Origin of the sequence: Pseudomonas sp. LAIL14HWK12:I1, assembly GCF_003202095.1 — a bacterium.
Classification (GTDB): Bacteria; Pseudomonadota; Gammaproteobacteria; order Pseudomonadales; family Pseudomonadaceae; genus Aquipseudomonas; species Aquipseudomonas monteilii.
Window position 1 is genome coordinate 212730 of sequence record NZ_QJKG01000011.1, and the last position, 15377, is coordinate 228106.

Consider the following 15377-nt stretch of genomic DNA (forward strand, 5'->3'; position numbering starts at 1 on the left):
TTCCCTGTGGGCGCGGCTTAAGCCGCGAGGAGGCCCGTACAGATTGATCAATGCGGCCCGCGCGGGATGGTTTTCAGCAGGTCTTCCGGGCTGATGTGCCCCACCACCTGGGCCACCGCGCTGCCTGGGGTCGGCAGGTCGATGATGTGGCTCTTCATCTTGCCGATCACATGCATTTCGCACGGTTTGCAGTCGAACTTCAGGGTCAGCACTTCGTCACCCTGGATCAGCTGCATGGGGGCCACCTTGGTGCGCACGCCGGTCACGCCCTTGGCCTGCTTGGGGCACAGGTTGAAGGAGAAGCGCAGGCAATGCTTGGTGATCATCACCGGCACTTCGCCGTGCTCTTCATGGGCCTCGTAGGCCGCGTCGATCAGTTGCACGCCGTGGCGGTGGTAGAAGTCTCGGGCCTTCTGGTTGTACACGTTGGCCAGGAACGACAGGTGCGACTCGGGGTACACCGGTGGCGGCGTCGTCTCGGCCTTGCGCGCGCCACGCGGGTGCGCCTTGATACGCGCTTCGGTCAGTGCCTCGATGGCTTCGCGGCGCAGGGCCTTGAGCTGCGAGTTTGGGATGAAGTACGCCTGCGGGGCGTCCAGCTGGATGCTGTCGGCGTGGTACATCGTGGTACCCAGCTGGCCGAGCAGGTCATGCAACTGGTCCAGTGCCTGCTGCGGTTTGTTGGCCACGCCGAACGGGCCATCCAGGGCCACCTGCACGCTCACGCCTTCTTCGCTGCTCAGGGTCAGCATCAGGCGCTGCTCGCGCAGTACCGCGTGCCACTCCACGCCAACCCGGCGCTCGGACGAGGTGCGTTGCAGGGCCTGCTGCCAGTTGTGGTCGAGGTTGCGCGACAGCGGGTGGTTGGGCCGCAGCTTGTAGAGGCCCTCAGGCATTTCGTTGGGCTCGACACGGTAGCGGTAGCGCGTGTGGCCGTCTTCCACGAATTCGCCGCGAGGCTCGGCGATGTTGGCACGGAAGCCCACCACTTCGCGCTTGACCAACACGTTGAGGCCGTCGCCGTTGGTCAGCGGTACGTCGGTAACCACTTGCATGTCACGCTTGCCCACCTTTTCCACCACGCCCACCGGCAGGCCGGTGAAGGTTGGCGAGTCGAAGGCGCCGATGTCGACTTTGCGGTCGGTGACGAAGTAGTCGGTACTGCCACGGTGGAAGGTCTTGTCCGGGTCGGGCAGGAAGAAGTGCTCGGTGCGGCCGCTGGATGCACGGGCATAAGCCGGGCGGCCTTCGAGGATGGCGTCGAGCTCTTTGCGGTAGTGGGCCGTGATGTTCTTCACATAACCCATGTCCTTGTAGCGGCCCTCGATCTTGAACGAGCGCACGCCAGCATCGACCAGGTCGGCCAGGTTGGCAGTCTGGTTGTTGTCCTTCATCGACAGCAGGTGTTTTTCGAACGCCACCACGCGGCCTTGGTCATCTTTCAGGGTGTACGGCAGGCGGCAGGCCTGTGAGCAATCGCCCCGGTTGGCGCTGCGGCCGGTTTGCGCGTGGGAAATGTTGCACTGGCCGGAGAAGGCCACGCACAGCGCGCCGTGGATGAAGAACTCGATGGCGGCGTCGGTTTCGGCGGCAATGGCGCGGATTTGCTGCAGGTTCAGCTCACGGGCCAGTACCAGTTGCGAGAAACCGGCCTGGTCGAGAAACTTGGCCCGCTCCAGGGTACGGATGTCGGTCTGCGTACTGGCGTGCAGCTCGATCGGCGGAATGTCCAGCTCCATCACCCCCAGGTCCTGCACGATCAGTGCGTCGACACCGGCGTCGTACAGCTGGTGGATCAGCTTGCGCGCCGGCTCCAGCTCGTTGTCGTGGAGGATGGTGTTGATGGTGGTGAACACGCGTGCGTGGTAGCGATGGGCGAACTCGACCAGTTCGGCGATATCGCTGACTTCGTTGCAGGCGTTATGGCGCGCGCCAAAGCTCGGGCCGCCGATGTAGATGGCATCAGCGCCGTGCAGGATCGCTTCACGGGCGATGGCCACGTCACGGGCAGGGCTGAGCAGTTCCAGGTGATTCTTTGGAAGGGACATGTCGTTATATTTTCGGGCTGTCACGGTTTAGGCGGGCATTGTAGCGGCGAAACGGGCTGGCGGCATCATCGGGGTGCCGGGAGGTGTATTGCTTGTACCGGCCCTATCGCCGGCAAGCCGGCGATAGGGCCCTTACAGGTATATCAGCGCTTGGCGGCCATTGCGGTCACTTCAACGCGCATACCTTCGAACGCCAGGGATGCGACACCCACGGCGGCACGCACCGGCCAGGGCTTGCTGAAGAAACGCTGATACACCTCGTTGAACGCGGCACGGTCGGCCATGTCGGTCAGGTAGATGGTCAGGTGCAGCACGCGGTCCATGCCGCTGCCGGCTTTCTCCAGCGCCACTTTCAGCGCCTGCAGGGTGCATTCGCTTTGTTCGACGATGCCGCCCAGTTCCAGGCTGCCATCGGCGTGGGTCGGGATCTGGGTGGTGACCAGTACGCCGTTGTATTCGGCGACGTCGGACGAAATCGACTCGGCGTCCGGGTCCGGGGTGTAGATGATTTCTGCGTTAGCCATGGTGTCTTGCCTTGCAACGGAAGGAAAGCGGCAAGCCTACGCGAGCAGGGCGGGCGGGTCGAGGGTACCCCGGTGTTTGAAATGCGCGGCGTTCACCGTCAGAATCGCGCCCATTGCAAAACCGGGGGTTTACGGTGAACGAACAGACTTTGTCCAGGCGCCTGGAGCGCGTGGCTGCCCATGTACCACAGGGCGCGCGCCTGGCCGACATTGGCTCGGACCACGGCTACCTGCCGGTGGCCTTGATGCTGCGGGGTGTGATCGAGGCCGGGGTAGCGGGGGAGGTGGCGCAAACGCCGTTCGCCTCGGCCCAGCGCAACGTGCGCAGGAACGGCCTGGAAGACTGCATCACCGTGCGCCTGGCCGATGGCCTGGCCGCAGTGGAGGCAAACGACCGTATTTCGGTGATCAGCATCTGCGGCATGGGGGGCGACACCATGTGCGACATTCTGCAGGCCGGCAAGCAGCGCCTTGCTGGCGTCATGCGCCTGGTGTTGCAGCCCAATGGCGCTGAGCGCGAGCTGCGCGAGTGGCTGGCGGGTAACGGTTACCGTATCGTCAACGAAGAACTGCTGCGCGAAAACCGCTTCGACTACGAAATCATCGTTGCCGAGCCCGGCGAGGCTGCGTACACCGCTGAACAGCTGTACTTCGGCCCGGTGCTGTTGCAGGAGAAAAGCGAGGCATTTCGGGTGAAGTGGCGGCGTATGCTGAAACAGAAGCAGCAAACCCTGGCCAACTTCGAACGTGCCCGCGATGCGGTGCCTCAGGTAAAGATCGACGACTTCAATCGGCAGGTGGGCTGGATCACCCAGGTGCTGGCCTGACTCACTGCTGCGAGCAGTTGCCCATTTCGCGGTAGTCCACTTCGTGTTTCTGGCCTTGATGGTCGACGTACACCATGTGCGCCGTGCCAACCTGGCAGTCGGCGGCATTGCTGGCCGGGGTGATGGAGATCACTTTGGCCACATCCAGCGGCATGCCGTACTCGTAATTGCTGCTCACAGGCTGGTTTTTGGCGCTATCGGCGAAGGCACCGAACGTGCTGAGGGCAGCGGCAACGGCAATTACAGCGATCGAACGTTTCATGACAGGCTCCTTGTGTTCAATGTATGGCTAATGATGTATTCATTGGTGATCCACAATAAATGGGCTAAGTCGTGATAGATTCCTGCCTGTAACGCAAGAATAAGACTGAACAAGGAGCACACTGTCATGGACATGCTGCATGCCATGCGTACCTTCGCCCGTGTGGTGGAATGCGGCAGCTTCGCTGCAGCCGCCAATGCCCTGGACATCTCTGCGGCGCAGGTTTCGCGCATTGTTGCCGAGCTGGAAAACCAGCTGCAGACCCGCCTGCTGCACCGCACCACCCGGCGCCTGCGCATGAGCGAGGCCGGCGAGCGGTTTCTGGAGCGGGCGCGGCAGATCATGCTGCTGACCGAAGAAGCGGTGGGTGAGGCGCGTGGCGCGCACCTCACGCCTCGCGGCCACCTGCGTTTGCATTGCCCGCACGGCCTTGGGCTGTTGCTGATGCCGCTGGTGGCCGGCTACAACGCGTTGTGCCCGGAAGTGGTGATCGAGCTGACGCTGTCCCAGCGCAACCCTGACCCGTTGGCCGAAGGCCATGACGTGGTGATCACCGTGGACGGTGCGCTGCCGGACTCACAGCTGATCGCTGTACCGCTTGGCGATATCTTCAGTATCCCCTGCGCAGCACCCAGCTATCTGGAGCGACATGGCGTGCCTGAACGCCCCGAGGACCTGCATGCGCATCGCTGCCTGCGCATGGCTTATCCCATGTATGAAGGCGACTGGGTATTCCCCCAGGGTGTGGATCAGTGCGTGATCGCACCGCGTGACAATTTTTCCACCAATGTGGCCGATGCCATGCTGGTGGCCAGTGAGCTGGGCATGGGGATCGGCCTGCTGCCGTTCTATACCGCCAGCCAGGCCATCGAGCAGGGGCGCTTGTGCCGGCTGCTGGCGCCGTACCGCCTGCGCGAAAGTGCGCTGTATGCGATGTACCCGTCACGGCATTACCTGGATGCCAAGGTGCGGACCTGGATCGACTACCTCAAGGAGCAACTGCCGGCGCTGTTCGAAGGGCATGCGAAGGTGGTGGATGATGCGCGGTATTGGCGGTAGGCGACTGACGCTTTCTTGAGCCACTCGCCAATCCTGTGGGAGCGGGCGTGCCCGCGAACACCGGCGAAGCCGGTGCCATCCACCGCATCGCCTGCTTCGCGGGCACGCCCGCTCCCACAAAGGGCCTGTTGCAGTTGAATTACAGGGGATAGTGCTTCAACTCCCGCGTAATCAGCATGCGCTGAATCTCGCTCGACCCTTCATAAATCTGCGTAATCCGCGCATCCCGGTAGTAGCGCTCCACCGGGTAGTCCTCCAGGTAGCCATACCCACCATGCACCTGGATCGCCATCGAGCACACCCGCTCGGCCATTTCGGACGCGAACAGCTTGGCCTGTGATGCCTCCGACAGGCACGGCTTGCCGGCGCTGCGCAGGCGGGCGGCATGCAGGATCAGCAAGCGTGCGGCGTTCACCTGCACCTGCATGTCGGCCAGCAGGTTGGCGATGCTCTGGTGTTCGTTGATCGGCTTGCCGAACTGCACGCGGTCACGTGAGTACACCAGTGCCGCTTCGAACGCGGCGCGGGCGATGCCCAAGGCCTGGGCTGCGATACCGATACGGCCGCCTTCCAGGTTGGACAGGGCGATGGCCAGGCCCTTGCCACGCTCGCCCAGGATATTGGCGGCAGGAATGCGACAGTTGTCGAAGGTAACTGCGCAGGTATCCGAGGCACGGATGCCCATCTTGTGCTCGCTGCGGTCAACCTTGAACCCCGGGTTGTCGGTGGGCACCAGGAACGCCGACAAACCTTTCTTGCCCAGCTCCGGGTCGGTGACTGCGAAGACGATGGCCAGGCCGGCGCGGCGGGCATTGCTGACGAACTGCTTGGCGCCATTGATGACCCACTCGCCATCGACCAGCTCGGCGCGAGTGCGCAGGTTGTGTGCCTCGGAACCTGCTTGCGGTTCGGTCAGGCAGAAGCAGCCGATCACTTCGCCACTGGCCAGGCGGGGCAGCCATTGCTGTTGCTGGTCGGCAGTACCGTAAGCCAGCAGCGGGCCGCAGCCTACCGAGTTATGAATGCTCATCATCGCCCCGGTGGCGCCGCAGCCTGCGGCAATTTCTTCCACGGCCAGGGCGTAGGCCACGTAGTCGGTGTAACTGCCACCGAAGTCCTCTGGCACCACCATGCCCAGCAGGCCCAGTTCGCCCATTTTGCGCACCACGCCATCATCGATCCAGCCGGCCTTTTCCCAGGCCTGGGCATGCGGGGCGATCTCGCCACGGGCAAAGTCCCGGGCCATGTCGCGGATCATGATTTGTTCTTCGCTCAGTTCCAGGTCTTGCATCTGTGTACTCCCGGGCTCACAGGCCTTCGAAGAATTGGTCGACCCGCTGTTGCTGCAGCGCGGCCAGGGTCGGCGGGTTCCAGCGGGGCTGCTTGTCTTTGTCGATGATCAGCGCGCGCACGCCTTCAATGATGTCGCCGTGCCGGAACCACTGACGGTCCAGGTGCAGTTCCATGGCGAAGCAGTCGTCCAGGCCCAGGTGGCGGCCACGGCGCAGCATCTCCAGCGTAACCGCCATGGCCAGCGGCGAGCGGCTTTCCAGCTGGTCGGCAGTGGCGACGGCCCAGGCATGGCTGTCGGCGATGCTGACGGCACGCAGCTGCTCGACGATGGCCTGCACGGTAGGCTGGGCGAAGAAGTGGTCGATGGCCGGGCGCAGTTTTTCCAGTGGCGCATCGTCCAGCACCTGCGTGCCCAGCCTGGCCAGCAGGTTTTGCAGGTCCTTGAGCGGGTTGTCGCCAAAGCTCAGCTGGTCCAGGCCTTGGTCAAGGGCGGCGAGTTGGTCGCTGGCCAGGTACCAGTCGGCCAGGCCGCAGTACAACGCGTCGGCCGCCTGGATTTGTGCGCCGCTGACGCCCAGGTAGGTGCCCAGCTCGCCAGGGATACGCGACAGGAAGTAGCTGCCACCCACATCCGGGAAATAACCGATGCCGACTTCGGGCATGCCCAGACGGCTGCGCTCGGTAACCACGCGCAGGTCGCAGCCCTGGGCCAGGCCCATGCCGCCACCCAGGGTAAACCCGTCCATCAGCACCAGCACCGGCTTGCGGTAGCGGTGGATGACCAGGTCGAGGGCGTATTCTTCGACGAAGAAGGTTTCATGCAGCGTGTCGCCAGCTTTGAAGCTGTCGTGCAGCGAGCGGATGTCACCACCGGCACAGAAGCCCTTTGGGCCTTCGCCGCGCAGCACCACCGCGCGCACGTGCGGGTCTTCGGCCCACTGGTCCAGGTGCTGGCGCAGGCTACGGACCATATCCAGGGTTAGGGCATTGAGGCCGGCGGGGCGGTTCAGAGTCAGGTGGCCGATCTGGTTACGGACCTCGGCCAGTACATGCTCGGTTACCGAGGCTTGAGCGTGCGCAGTCATTGCGTTCTCCCTGCTTTGTTATTGATTTTCCAAGTGAAGTCTGGAGTTCGCTGGAGGATCGCAGGATCCTGTCATGCGAATTTGCCTTGCACAATCGACAATTATGCAGGGGCATCGTGCATTTTTGCTGCTAGCCAGTCCCCCAGCCAGGCAAATCATTAATCTGAGCGTAACAAACCCGCCGGTAGCTTGATTGATCCGTCAGGCAGCACAGCCCTATGGTGACCCCACGACAGCGAACCCGTGGAGTCACCATGACAATAACGCAGAATCCACCGCCGCAATGGTCGCGGCGGCGTGCCGAAAAGCAGCGCCGCCTCGATCGGGTACGCCACCTCGCCGACGGCGTGGTGCTGCCCACCGAACGTATGGTCGAAGCCTTGGAACTGTTGCTGGCGCCCGGTGACCGGGTGGTGCTGGAAGGCAACAATCAGAAGCAGGCAGACTTCCTCTCACGCTCGCTGGCCAAGGTCGACCCCGCGCGCCTGCACGACCTGCACATGATCATGCCCAGCGTTAGCCGCGCCGAGCACCTGGACCTGTTCGAACGCGGTATCGCCCGCAAGCTCGACTTTTCCTTTGCCGGCCCGCAGAGCCTGCGCATCGGCCAATTGCTGGAAGATGGCCTGCTCGAGGTCGGCGCCATCCACACCTACATCGAGCTTTACTCGCGGCTGCTGGTCGACCTGATTCCCAACGTCACCCTGATGGCCGGCTTCATGGCCGACCGTGACGGTAACCTGTACACCGGCCCCAGCACCGAAGACACGCCGGCACTGGTAGAGCCGGCCGCCTTCAGCGACGGCATCGTCATTGCCCAGGTCAACCAGTTGGTGGACCGCGTGGACGACCTGCCACGGGTGGACATCCCGGCCTCCTGGGTCGATTTCGTGGTGGTCGCCGACCAGCCCTTCTACATAGAACCGCTGTTCACCCGCGACCCGCGCCATATCAAGCCGGTGCATGTGCTGATGGCGATGATGGCCATTCGTGGCATTTACGAAAAACACCAGGTGCAGTCGCTGAACCATGGCATTGGCTTCAACACCGCCGCCATCGAACTGATCCTGCCCACCTACGGCGCGTCGCTGGGCCTGAAGGGCAAGATTTGCCGTAACTGGACGCTCAACCCGCACCCAACCTTGATTCCGGCTATCGAGACCGGCTGGGTCCAAAGCGTGCATTGCTTCGGCACCGAGCTGGGCATGGAGGATTACATCGCCCAACGCCCGGACGTGTTCTTCACAGGCCGCGATGGCTCGATGCGCTCCAACCGCATGATGTGCCAGCTGGCGGGGCAGTACGCTGTCGACCTGTTCATCGGCGCCACCTTGCAGGTGGATGGCGATGGCCATTCCTCCACCGTCACCCGCGGCCGCCTGGCCGGTTTTGGCGGTGCACCGAACATGGGCCACGACCCGCGCGGCCGACGCCACGCTACTCCGGCCTGGCTCGACATGACGGTGCCAGACACCATGCTCGAACGCGGCCGCAAGCTGGTGGTGCAAATGGTCGAGACCTATCAGGAAGGCGGCAAGCCTACCTTCGTGGAAACCCTCGATGCCGTGGAAGTGGCCAAGAAGGCGGGGATGCCGTTGGCACCGGTAATGATCTATGGCGACGACGTCACCCACTTGCTGACCGAGGAGGGCATTGCCTACCTGTACAAGGCCCGCAGCCTGCAAGAACGCCAGCAGATGATCGCCGCCGTGGCCGGGGTCACCGCCATCGGCCTGCGGCATGACCCGAAAGATACCTTGCGCATGCGCCAACAGGGCCTGATCGCCTTGCCCGAAGACCTCGGCATCCGGCGCACCGACGCCAGCCGCGAACTGCTGGCCGCGCGCAGCATCGCCGACCTGGTCGAGTGGTCCGGCGGCCTCTACAACCCGCCTGCACGGTTCAGGAGCTGGTGATGAACGCACACAACCTGAGCCCCGAAGCTGGCGCGGTCCCTGTAGGAGCGAGCTTGCTCGCGATGAGGCCCGCCCAGCCAACCAAAATCTCCCTGGCCGACCACCTGGCCGACCTAGCCGTAGAAGCCCTGATCGACGAAGCCGACCTGTCCCCCAAACCCGGCCTGGTGGACCGCCGCAGCAACGGCGCCCACCCCGACATGTCGCTGCCTCTGATGCACGCTTCGGCGCTGTCACTGTGGCCCTGCCTGCGCCAAATGGCCGAAGCCGCGCAATCCTTCGGTGAAATCTGCCAACCCCTGCGTGCCTCGCTCGGTCAGCTCGGTCGTGAAGGCGAGGCCGCCATGCTCGCCACCACCGGGGGGGTAAACACCCATCGCGGCGCAATCTGGGCCCTCGGCCTGCTGGTAGCGGTCACGGCCCTCGATCCCCTTGCGAACGCCAACACCCTTGCCGTCCGCGCCGGGCGCCTCGCCTTGCTGGACGACCCGGCCATGGTCCCGCAAGACAGCCACGGCCAGCAGGTCCGCCGCCGCTACGGCACCGGCGGCGCCCGCGAGCAGGCGCAACAAGGCTTCCCCGCCGTCATCGGCCACGGCCTGCCACAACTGCAACGTAGCCGCGCCGCCGGTGCCAGTGAGCAGCACGCCCGGCTCGACGCGCTGCTGGCGATCATGGCCGTACTCAGCGACACCTGCGTGCTCTGGCGCAGCGGTCCATCCGGTCTGGCCACCGTGCAGCAAGGCGCGCTGGCCGTACTGGCCGAAGGCGGCAGCGCCACCTTGGCCGGGCGCCGGCAACTGCGCGAGCTGGACCAGCACCTGCTGCACCTGAACGCCTCACCGGGCGGCGCCGCCGATTTGCTGGCCGCCTGCCTGTTCCTCGATAAAGCCGGGAGCCTGTGACATGGAGACCCTGAATTTTCAATTCCCCGCCGCTGAACCGGGCCGTGGCCGCACGCTGGTGGGCTGCGTCAGCTCCGGCGATCTGGAGGTGCTGATCGAACCTGGCACTGCCGGCAGCCTGCAGATCCAGGTGGTCACCTCGGTCAACGGCAGCGCTGCCCGCTGGGCGCAACTGTTCCAGCGCCTGTTCGAGGGTCGCGCCTGGCCGGCTGTGAACATCGACATCCATGACTTTGGCGCCACCCCTGGTGTGGTGCGCCTACGCCTTGAGCAAGGCTTCGAGGAGATTGCCCATGACTGACACCGAACGCTTGCTGCAGAGCCGCAGCTTTGTCGAACTGGGCGCCCGCCAACGTGCGCGCGCCATGCTCGATCCGGGCAGCTTCCGTGAACTGCTGGGGCCGTTCGACCGGCTGATGTCACCCTGGCTGCCGCGCCAAGGCATCGTGCCCCAGGCTGATGATGGCGTGGTGATCGCCAAAGGTCGGCTGAACGGGCGCAATGCTGTGGTTGCTGCCATCGAAGGTGGCTTCCAGGGCGGCAGCATGGGTGAGGTGGGCGGTGCAAAGATCGCCGGTGCGCTGGAGCTGGCCATCGAAGACAACCGCAACGGCATCCCCACGTGCGCCGTGTTGCTACTGGAAACGGGCGGGGTGCGCCTGCAAGAGGCCAACCTGGGCCTGGCAGCCATTGCCGAGATTCAGGCCGCTATTGTCGAACTGCGGGCTTGGCAACCTGTGATCGGCGTGATCGCAGGTTCGGTCGGCTGCTTTGGCGGCATGTCCATCGCCGCCGGCCTGTGCAGCCACTTGCTGGTCACCCGCGAAGCCCGCCTGGGCCTCAACGGCCCGCAAGTGATCGAGCAGGAAGCCGGCATTGGCGAGTACGACGCCAAGGATCGCCCCTTCATCTGGAGCCTGAGCGGTGGTGAGCAGCGCCATGCCAGCGGATTGGTGGACGGCTATGTGGCCGACGACATCGACGCGCTGCGCGAACGCTTGCTGCAATTGCTGGACGCACCTTCCAGAGATCGCGCCAGCCAGCATGCCTGGTTCCTGGACAGGCTGGCCCGGCTGGGGGATGACTGCCCGCAACTGGATGCCGCTGCCGTACGCGCCCTTTATCAAGGAGAAGCCCAATGAACCGTGCCTTGAACTGGCTGTCGGGCCTGGCCGGCGGGCAAGCCTTGCCGGGCTATCCCGCATCGTTGCTGGTGATCGACGGCGAACTGGACAACCGCCTGGTGCGCTTCATCGCCGTGGTGCCTGATGCTGAAAACCCGTTCCCCCGCGCACGCTCGGGCGAGGTCGGTCTGCTGGAAGGCTGGGGCCTGGCCAAGGCCGTGAGCGAGGCGGTGGCGGCTGACCGCAACGGACAGAAGCGGGCCATTGTCGCGGTGATCGATGTACCCAGCCAGGCCTATGGCCGCCGTGAGGAGGCCTTGGGTATCCACCAGGCCTTGGCCGGTGCCGTGCAGGCCTATGCCCAGGCGCGGCTGGCCGGGCACCCGGTGATCGGCTTGCTGGTTGGCAAGGCCATGTCCGGTGCCTTCCTGGCTCATGGCTATCAGGCCCAGCGTTTGATCGCTCTGGACGATGCCGGGGTGATGGTGCACGCCATGGGCAAGGCGGCGGCGGCGCGGATTACCCTGCGCAGCGTCGAGCAACTGGAGGCCCTGGCCGCCGAAGTGCCGCCCATGGCCTACGACCTGGATAATTATGCCTCGCTGGGCCTGCTGTGGCGCCGCTTGACCGTGGACAACGCCGAAGCCCCGAGCAGCGCCGACATTGCCCAAGTACGTGCCTGCCTGACCGAAGCCGTGCGCGACATTGGCAGTTCGACCGACCTGTCGTCGCGGCTGGCGGGTGAAAACCGCAGTGCCTCGCGTCAGGTACGTGAACAGCTGCGCCGCCAGTGGCAGGGCGCTTGAGATGAACGCGCCAAGGCCGCACGACCTGCTGTGGGGGATGCCCGTGTCGGGTTTGCCCACGGACGCGCCTCAGTGGGCGCTGGAGGTGTTGGCAAGCGGTCAGCCGGTGGTGGTGCGCCGTGCCACCTGTGAAGCGGGCTGGGTGGCGGTGGGGCTTCGCGGTCACGGCCGGGCGCAGCGGTTGGGTGCCTTGATGCGCCTGACCGATATCCAGCGTCAGCAAGGCCCTGAAGCCCTGCGCGTGCATGGGCAAAGCCCATGGCCTGCATTGCAGGCACTGGCTTCGGTCACCCCGGTATTGCAGGCCCGTGGCTTGGCCTGGGGGCCGACGGGTGGGGTGGGGTACCAGCTTGCGACCGGCATGGAAGTGGTGCACGCCGGCAGTGACCTGGACCTGCTGCTGCGCACGCCACGACCGCTGGCCCGCGCCCAGGCGCGGGAGCTGCTGGATATTCTCGACTGCGCGCCGTGCCGTATCGATGTGCAACTGGAAACCCCGTCGGGTGCGGTTGCCCTGCGCGAGTGGGCGAGCTTTGCCCTGCGCGTGCTGCTCAAGTCGCCCCACGGCCCGCGTCTGGTCAGCGACCCTTGGGCCGTGATGGAGCGTGCCGCATGAGCAGCCTGTTCGCCTTCCCCGGCCAAGGTGCCCAGCAGGTGGGCATGCTGCAACGCCTGCCTGAAGGTTGCGGGCAACTGCTGGAAGAGGCCAGCGATGTCCTCGGCCAGCAGGTGCGTGAGATGGACAGCCAGCAAGCCCTGCAAAACACCCGCGCCGTGCAGCTGTGCCTGCTGCTGAGCGGCGTGGCCTGGGCGCGCTGGCTGATGCAACGCAGCCCGGCACCGGATTATGTGGCGGGCTTGTCGATTGGTGCTTATCCGGCAGCGGTCGTGGCGGGCGCCTTGGGCTTTGCCGATGCCGTGCGCCTGGTCGCCTTGCGTGGCGAGCTGATGCAAGGTGCTTATCCGCAAGGTTACGGCATGACCGCGCTCAGTGGCCTGGACCTGGCCAGTGTCGAGCGCCTGCTGATTGAGGTGGGCGGTGAGGTATACGTCGCCAACCTCAACAGTGATAAGCAGATTGTGATTGCCGGTAGCGATACGGCGATGGCTGAGGTGGCGGCCAAGGCTCGTCGCCTGGGCCAAGGTGTGGCAAGGCGCTTGGCGGTCAGCGTGCCGTCGCATTGCCGGTTGCTCGACGGCCCGGCTGCGCAATTGGCCAGTGCATTCGCGTCGGTCGAGCTTCAGCGGCCACGCATTACCTACCTCAGCGGCAGCAGCGCACGACCGGTGTTCGACCCGCAGCACCTGCGCGACGACCTGGCCGGCAACATGGCAAGGGTGGTCGACTGGCGTGCTACGTTGCGCAACGCCTATGAACGCGGCGTGCGCCTGCACCTTGAAATGCCACCCGGCAGCGTGCTCGGGGGGCTGGCCCGGCCCGTGTTCGAACAGGGCAGGGTGGTGGCGGTGGAGGGTACCCGTTGGGACACCCTGGATGCGCTGTTGCGCCAGGAGGTGGCCGGCGACCGATGATGGCGGGTTTGCGGATGGCGAAGAACAACAACAAGCAACTTCGACACTACCTGAGGACAACAACAATGATCATCTATGGTGTGGCACTGCTGGCGGTCTGCACGCTGGCCGGCGTTATCGTCGGCGACTTCCTGGGCGTGCTGCTGGGCGTCAAATCCAATGTGGGCGGGGTCGGCATTGCCATGATCCTGCTGATCTGCGCACGGCTGTACATGCACCGCAACGGCGGCATGAGCAAGGAATGTGAATTCGGGGTGGGCTTCTGGGGTGCGATGTACATCCCGGTCGTGGTGGCCATGGCTGCCCAGCAGAACGTGGTCACCGCCCTGCACGGTGGGCCGGTTGCGCTGCTGGCCGCGGTAGGTGCGGTATTGGTGTGCGGCTTGACCATCGCCCTGATCAGCCGCAGCCACCGGGGTGAGCCACTGCCCGCGCTTGAGCCCAGCCCCGAAACCCAGGCGCAGGTTGCCCCTGCAGGAGGTCGTTGAACATGTGGCCGATCATTGAAAATGCCCTCGAACACAACGGCCTGATCACCGCTTTTGCCGTGGTGGGCGCCATCATGTGGTTGTCGGTGTTGCTGTCTAAATACCTCACCTTCGGCCGGGTGCATGGCTCGGCCATCGCCATCGTCATCGGCCTGGTGCTGGCCTGGGTAGGTGGCACTGTCACCGGAGGGCAGAAGGGCCTGGCCGACATGGCGCTGTTCTCCGGTATCGGCCTGATGGGCGGGGCCATGCTGCGCGACTTCGCCATCGTTGCCACGGCCTTCGAGGTGCAGGCCACCGAAGCGCGCAAAGCCGGCATGATTGGCGCAGTCGCGCTGCTGTTGGGCACAGTGCTGCCATTCATTGTCGGCGCGGCGGTGGCCTATGCCTTCGGCTACCGCGATGCCGTGAGCATGACCACCATCGGTGCGGGCGCGGTGACTTACATCGTCGGGCCGGTGACCGGGGCGGCGCTCGGTGCGAGCTCGGATGTGATGGCGCTTTCGATCGCTACCGGGCTGATCAAGGCGATCCTGGTGATGGTGTTCACACCGGTGTCGGCGCGCCTGTTGGCGCTGGACAACCCGCGTTCGGCGATGGTGTTTGGTGGTTTGGCGGGGACCGTGTCGGGGGTGACGGCGGGGCTGGCGGCGACGGATCGGCGGTTGGTGCCGTATGGGGCGTTGACGGCCACCTTCCATACGGGGTTGGGGTGCCTGATGGGGCCTTCGATCCTGTACTTCTGCATACGCGGTCTGGTCGGCTGAAGGAAGCTGGCGCGATCGCTTGGGAAGCGGGTACGACCCTCCCACAGCGATCGCGCCAGCTTACAGGTTTTGTGCAAGACAGTTGCTCCCAAAGGGGGTGTAACTTGCTGACGGCCACTGCACGAGGCCAGTATTTATCAATTGCCCAGGAAATGTCTGGTAATTTTTCGAAGAGACAGATCCTACAGCTGTTTAGGAAGCCCCAGACTCCTTGAAGAATTGATTCCCCGATAGTGTTCGTGTCTTCAGCCTGCTGGAAGACAAGGACCACTTCATGCCCGGCCCAACCAATACCTCTCCGTTGCTTGCTCTCTATTTCGAGGCGAACTGGGGCTGCCTGATCGATTCTCTTCGAAAAATCGGGAGGCGCTCATGACCCTTAGTCAACGTATCGCCATTGCGACAGCCGAAGCCGGGCTCCCTTCCGACCAGTGCATGGCCTGTGAACGCCAAGGCCTGCCGATCCTGCCCCTGCGCCGCGCCCTGGTGCCGGACACACGCCCACAGGGCCTCAGCACCGTGGCCGGCAGCCTGCATGTCTCGGCGAAGCTAGGCGTGCGCACCTTGCGCATGGGCTACCTGTACGTGCTGCTCGACCAGCAGGTCTGGCATGCCTACGAAGTGAGCGAGCAGGGCCACCTGCGCCGCTTCAACCCCTACGAGCCGTCGGAGGGCCTCCCCGCATCACTGCCCGAAAAATGCGTGAATGAAAACCACGACATTCCTTCGTCCTTCCTCAA

Annotated in this window: 17 protein-coding genes; 12 read left to right on the forward strand and 5 right to left on the reverse strand. The window is 64.5% G+C overall.

The window, feature by feature from the left end; translation table 11 throughout:
- Positions 1 to 47: 47 nt before the first annotated feature.
- Positions 48 to 2048 carry a U32 family peptidase gene (locus tag D906_RS23755; RefSeq protein ID WP_019098526.1) on the reverse strand — a complete coding sequence of 667 codons (2001 nt, stop codon included), beginning with the start codon at positions 2046 to 2048 and terminating at the stop codon, positions 48 to 50.
- A gap of 143 nt (positions 2049 to 2191) precedes the next feature.
- On the reverse strand, positions 2192 to 2572 hold the full coding sequence (locus tag D906_RS23760) for a RidA family protein (protein WP_019098525.1): 381 nt from the start codon (positions 2570 to 2572) through the stop codon (positions 2192 to 2194).
- 134 nt (positions 2573 to 2706) lie between these two features.
- Between D906_RS23760 and D906_RS23765 the strand changes: the two genes are divergently transcribed.
- Entirely contained in the window at positions 2707 to 3399 is a 693-nt protein-coding gene (locus D906_RS23765) for a tRNA (adenine(22)-N(1))-methyltransferase TrmK (RefSeq protein WP_025752497.1), read from the forward strand.
- A 1-nt stretch (position 3400) separates the two neighbouring features.
- On the opposite strand, the gene D906_RS23770 is transcribed toward D906_RS23765, so the two are convergent.
- The gene (locus D906_RS23770) at positions 3401 to 3661 is read right to left on the reverse strand and encodes a DUF2790 domain-containing protein (RefSeq protein WP_016713939.1); all 261 of its coding nucleotides are present in this window, start codon (positions 3659 to 3661) and stop codon (positions 3401 to 3403) included.
- Between the two features lie 126 nt (positions 3662 to 3787).
- Between D906_RS23770 and D906_RS23775 the strand changes: the two genes are divergently transcribed.
- A complete protein-coding gene (locus tag D906_RS23775; RefSeq protein WP_016713940.1) occupies positions 3788 to 4720 on the forward strand; it encodes a LysR family transcriptional regulator in 933 nt (310 codons plus the stop codon).
- Between the two features lie 139 nt (positions 4721 to 4859).
- Here the strand turns inward: D906_RS23775 and D906_RS23785 are convergent, their stop codons facing one another.
- Both D906_RS23785 and D906_RS23790 read right to left on the reverse strand, forming a co-directional pair.
- Positions 4860 to 6011, reverse strand: a complete 1152-nt coding sequence (locus D906_RS23785; RefSeq protein WP_027614933.1) for an acyl-CoA dehydrogenase family protein — start codon at positions 6009 to 6011, stop codon at positions 4860 to 4862.
- Positions 6012 to 6027: 16 nt separating this feature from the next.
- Positions 6028 to 7098, reverse strand: a complete 1071-nt coding sequence (locus tag D906_RS23790) for an enoyl-CoA hydratase/isomerase family protein (RefSeq protein WP_019098523.1) — start codon at positions 7096 to 7098, stop codon at positions 6028 to 6030.
- Between the two features lie 254 nt (positions 7099 to 7352).
- On the opposite strand from D906_RS23790, the gene mdcA reads away from it, so the two are divergent.
- From mdcA to D906_RS23840, 10 genes are all read left to right on the forward strand, one after another.
- The gene (mdcA, locus tag D906_RS23795) at positions 7353 to 9014 is read left to right on the forward strand and encodes a malonate decarboxylase subunit alpha (RefSeq protein ID WP_027614932.1); all 1662 of its coding nucleotides are present in this window, start codon (positions 7353 to 7355) and stop codon (positions 9012 to 9014) included.
- The gene (locus D906_RS23800; protein WP_025752495.1) at positions 9014 to 9919 is read left to right on the forward strand and encodes a triphosphoribosyl-dephospho-CoA synthase; all 906 of its coding nucleotides are present in this window, start codon (positions 9014 to 9016) and stop codon (positions 9917 to 9919) included. Before mdcA ends, D906_RS23800 begins: the two co-directional genes overlap by 1 nt.
- Before the next feature lies 1 nt (position 9920).
- Positions 9921 to 10220, forward strand: a complete 300-nt coding sequence (locus D906_RS23805) for a malonate decarboxylase subunit delta (RefSeq protein WP_016713945.1) — start codon at positions 9921 to 9923, stop codon at positions 10218 to 10220.
- The gene (locus D906_RS23810; RefSeq protein WP_019098520.1) at positions 10213 to 11061 is read left to right on the forward strand and encodes a biotin-independent malonate decarboxylase subunit beta; all 849 of its coding nucleotides are present in this window, start codon (positions 10213 to 10215) and stop codon (positions 11059 to 11061) included. The genes D906_RS23805 and D906_RS23810 overlap by 8 nt, the downstream gene beginning before the upstream one ends.
- The gene (gene mdcE / locus D906_RS23815) at positions 11058 to 11849 is read left to right on the forward strand and encodes a biotin-independent malonate decarboxylase subunit gamma (protein ID WP_019098519.1); all 792 of its coding nucleotides are present in this window, start codon (positions 11058 to 11060) and stop codon (positions 11847 to 11849) included. The genes D906_RS23810 and mdcE overlap by 4 nt, the downstream gene beginning before the upstream one ends.
- Before the next feature lies 1 nt (position 11850).
- Positions 11851 to 12465: a malonate decarboxylase holo-ACP synthase gene (locus D906_RS23820; RefSeq protein WP_019098518.1), complete on the forward strand. Its 615-nt coding sequence runs from the start codon at positions 11851 to 11853 to the stop codon at positions 12463 to 12465.
- Complete coding sequence (mdcH, locus tag D906_RS23825) at positions 12462 to 13382, forward strand: malonate decarboxylase subunit epsilon (protein ID WP_027614931.1); 921 nt, start codon at positions 12462 to 12464, stop codon at positions 13380 to 13382. The genes D906_RS23820 and mdcH overlap by 4 nt, the downstream gene beginning before the upstream one ends.
- A 65-nt stretch (positions 13383 to 13447) precedes the next feature.
- On the forward strand, positions 13448 to 13870 hold the full coding sequence (gene madL, locus D906_RS23830) for a malonate transporter subunit MadL (RefSeq protein ID WP_016713950.1): 423 nt from the start codon (positions 13448 to 13450) through the stop codon (positions 13868 to 13870).
- A 2-nt stretch (positions 13871 to 13872) separates the two neighbouring features.
- Positions 13873 to 14637: a malonate transporter subunit MadM gene (gene madM / locus D906_RS23835; RefSeq protein WP_016713951.1), complete on the forward strand. Its 765-nt coding sequence runs from the start codon at positions 13873 to 13875 to the stop codon at positions 14635 to 14637.
- A gap of 372 nt (positions 14638 to 15009) precedes the next feature.
- Positions 15010 to 15377, forward strand: a 368-nt coding sequence (locus D906_RS23840; protein WP_027608934.1) for a toxin VasX, incomplete at its 3' end; no start/stop codon positions are given.

What these genes read in the sequence shown, in the direction of transcription:
- D906_RS23755 (WP_019098526.1), bottom strand. Translation starts at nt 2,048, where the DNA reads ATGTCCCTTCCAAAGAATCACCTGGAACTGCTCAGCCCTGCCCGTGAC.
- D906_RS23760 (WP_019098525.1), bottom strand. Translation starts at nt 2,572, where the DNA reads ATGGCTAACGCAGAAATCATCTACACCCCGGACCCGGACGCCGAGTCG.
- D906_RS23770 (WP_016713939.1), bottom strand. Translation starts at nt 3,661, where the DNA reads ATGAAACGTTCGATCGCTGTAATTGCCGTTGCCGCTGCCCTCAGCACG.
- D906_RS23775 (WP_016713940.1), top strand. Translation starts at nt 3,788, where the DNA reads ATGGACATGCTGCATGCCATGCGTACCTTCGCCCGTGTGGTGGAATGC.
- D906_RS23785 (WP_027614933.1), bottom strand. Translation starts at nt 6,011, where the DNA reads ATGCAAGACCTGGAACTGAGCGAAGAACAAATCATGATCCGCGACATG.
- D906_RS23790 (WP_019098523.1), bottom strand. Translation starts at nt 7,098, where the DNA reads ATGACTGCGCACGCTCAAGCCTCGGTAACCGAGCATGTACTGGCCGAG.
- mdcA (WP_027614932.1), top strand. Translation starts at nt 7,353, where the DNA reads ATGACAATAACGCAGAATCCACCGCCGCAATGGTCGCGGCGGCGTGCC.
- D906_RS23800 (WP_025752495.1), top strand. Translation starts at nt 9,014, where the DNA reads ATGAACGCACACAACCTGAGCCCCGAAGCTGGCGCGGTCCCTGTAGGA.
- D906_RS23805 (WP_016713945.1), top strand. Translation starts at nt 9,921, where the DNA reads ATGGAGACCCTGAATTTTCAATTCCCCGCCGCTGAACCGGGCCGTGGC.
- D906_RS23810 (WP_019098520.1), top strand. Translation starts at nt 10,213, where the DNA reads ATGACTGACACCGAACGCTTGCTGCAGAGCCGCAGCTTTGTCGAACTG.
- mdcE (WP_019098519.1), top strand. Translation starts at nt 11,058, where the DNA reads ATGAACCGTGCCTTGAACTGGCTGTCGGGCCTGGCCGGCGGGCAAGCC.
- D906_RS23820 (WP_019098518.1), top strand. Translation starts at nt 11,851, where the DNA reads ATGAACGCGCCAAGGCCGCACGACCTGCTGTGGGGGATGCCCGTGTCG.
- mdcH (WP_027614931.1), top strand. Translation starts at nt 12,462, where the DNA reads ATGAGCAGCCTGTTCGCCTTCCCCGGCCAAGGTGCCCAGCAGGTGGGC.
- madL (WP_016713950.1), top strand. Translation starts at nt 13,448, where the DNA reads ATGATCATCTATGGTGTGGCACTGCTGGCGGTCTGCACGCTGGCCGGC.
- madM (WP_016713951.1), top strand. Translation starts at nt 13,873, where the DNA reads ATGTGGCCGATCATTGAAAATGCCCTCGAACACAACGGCCTGATCACC.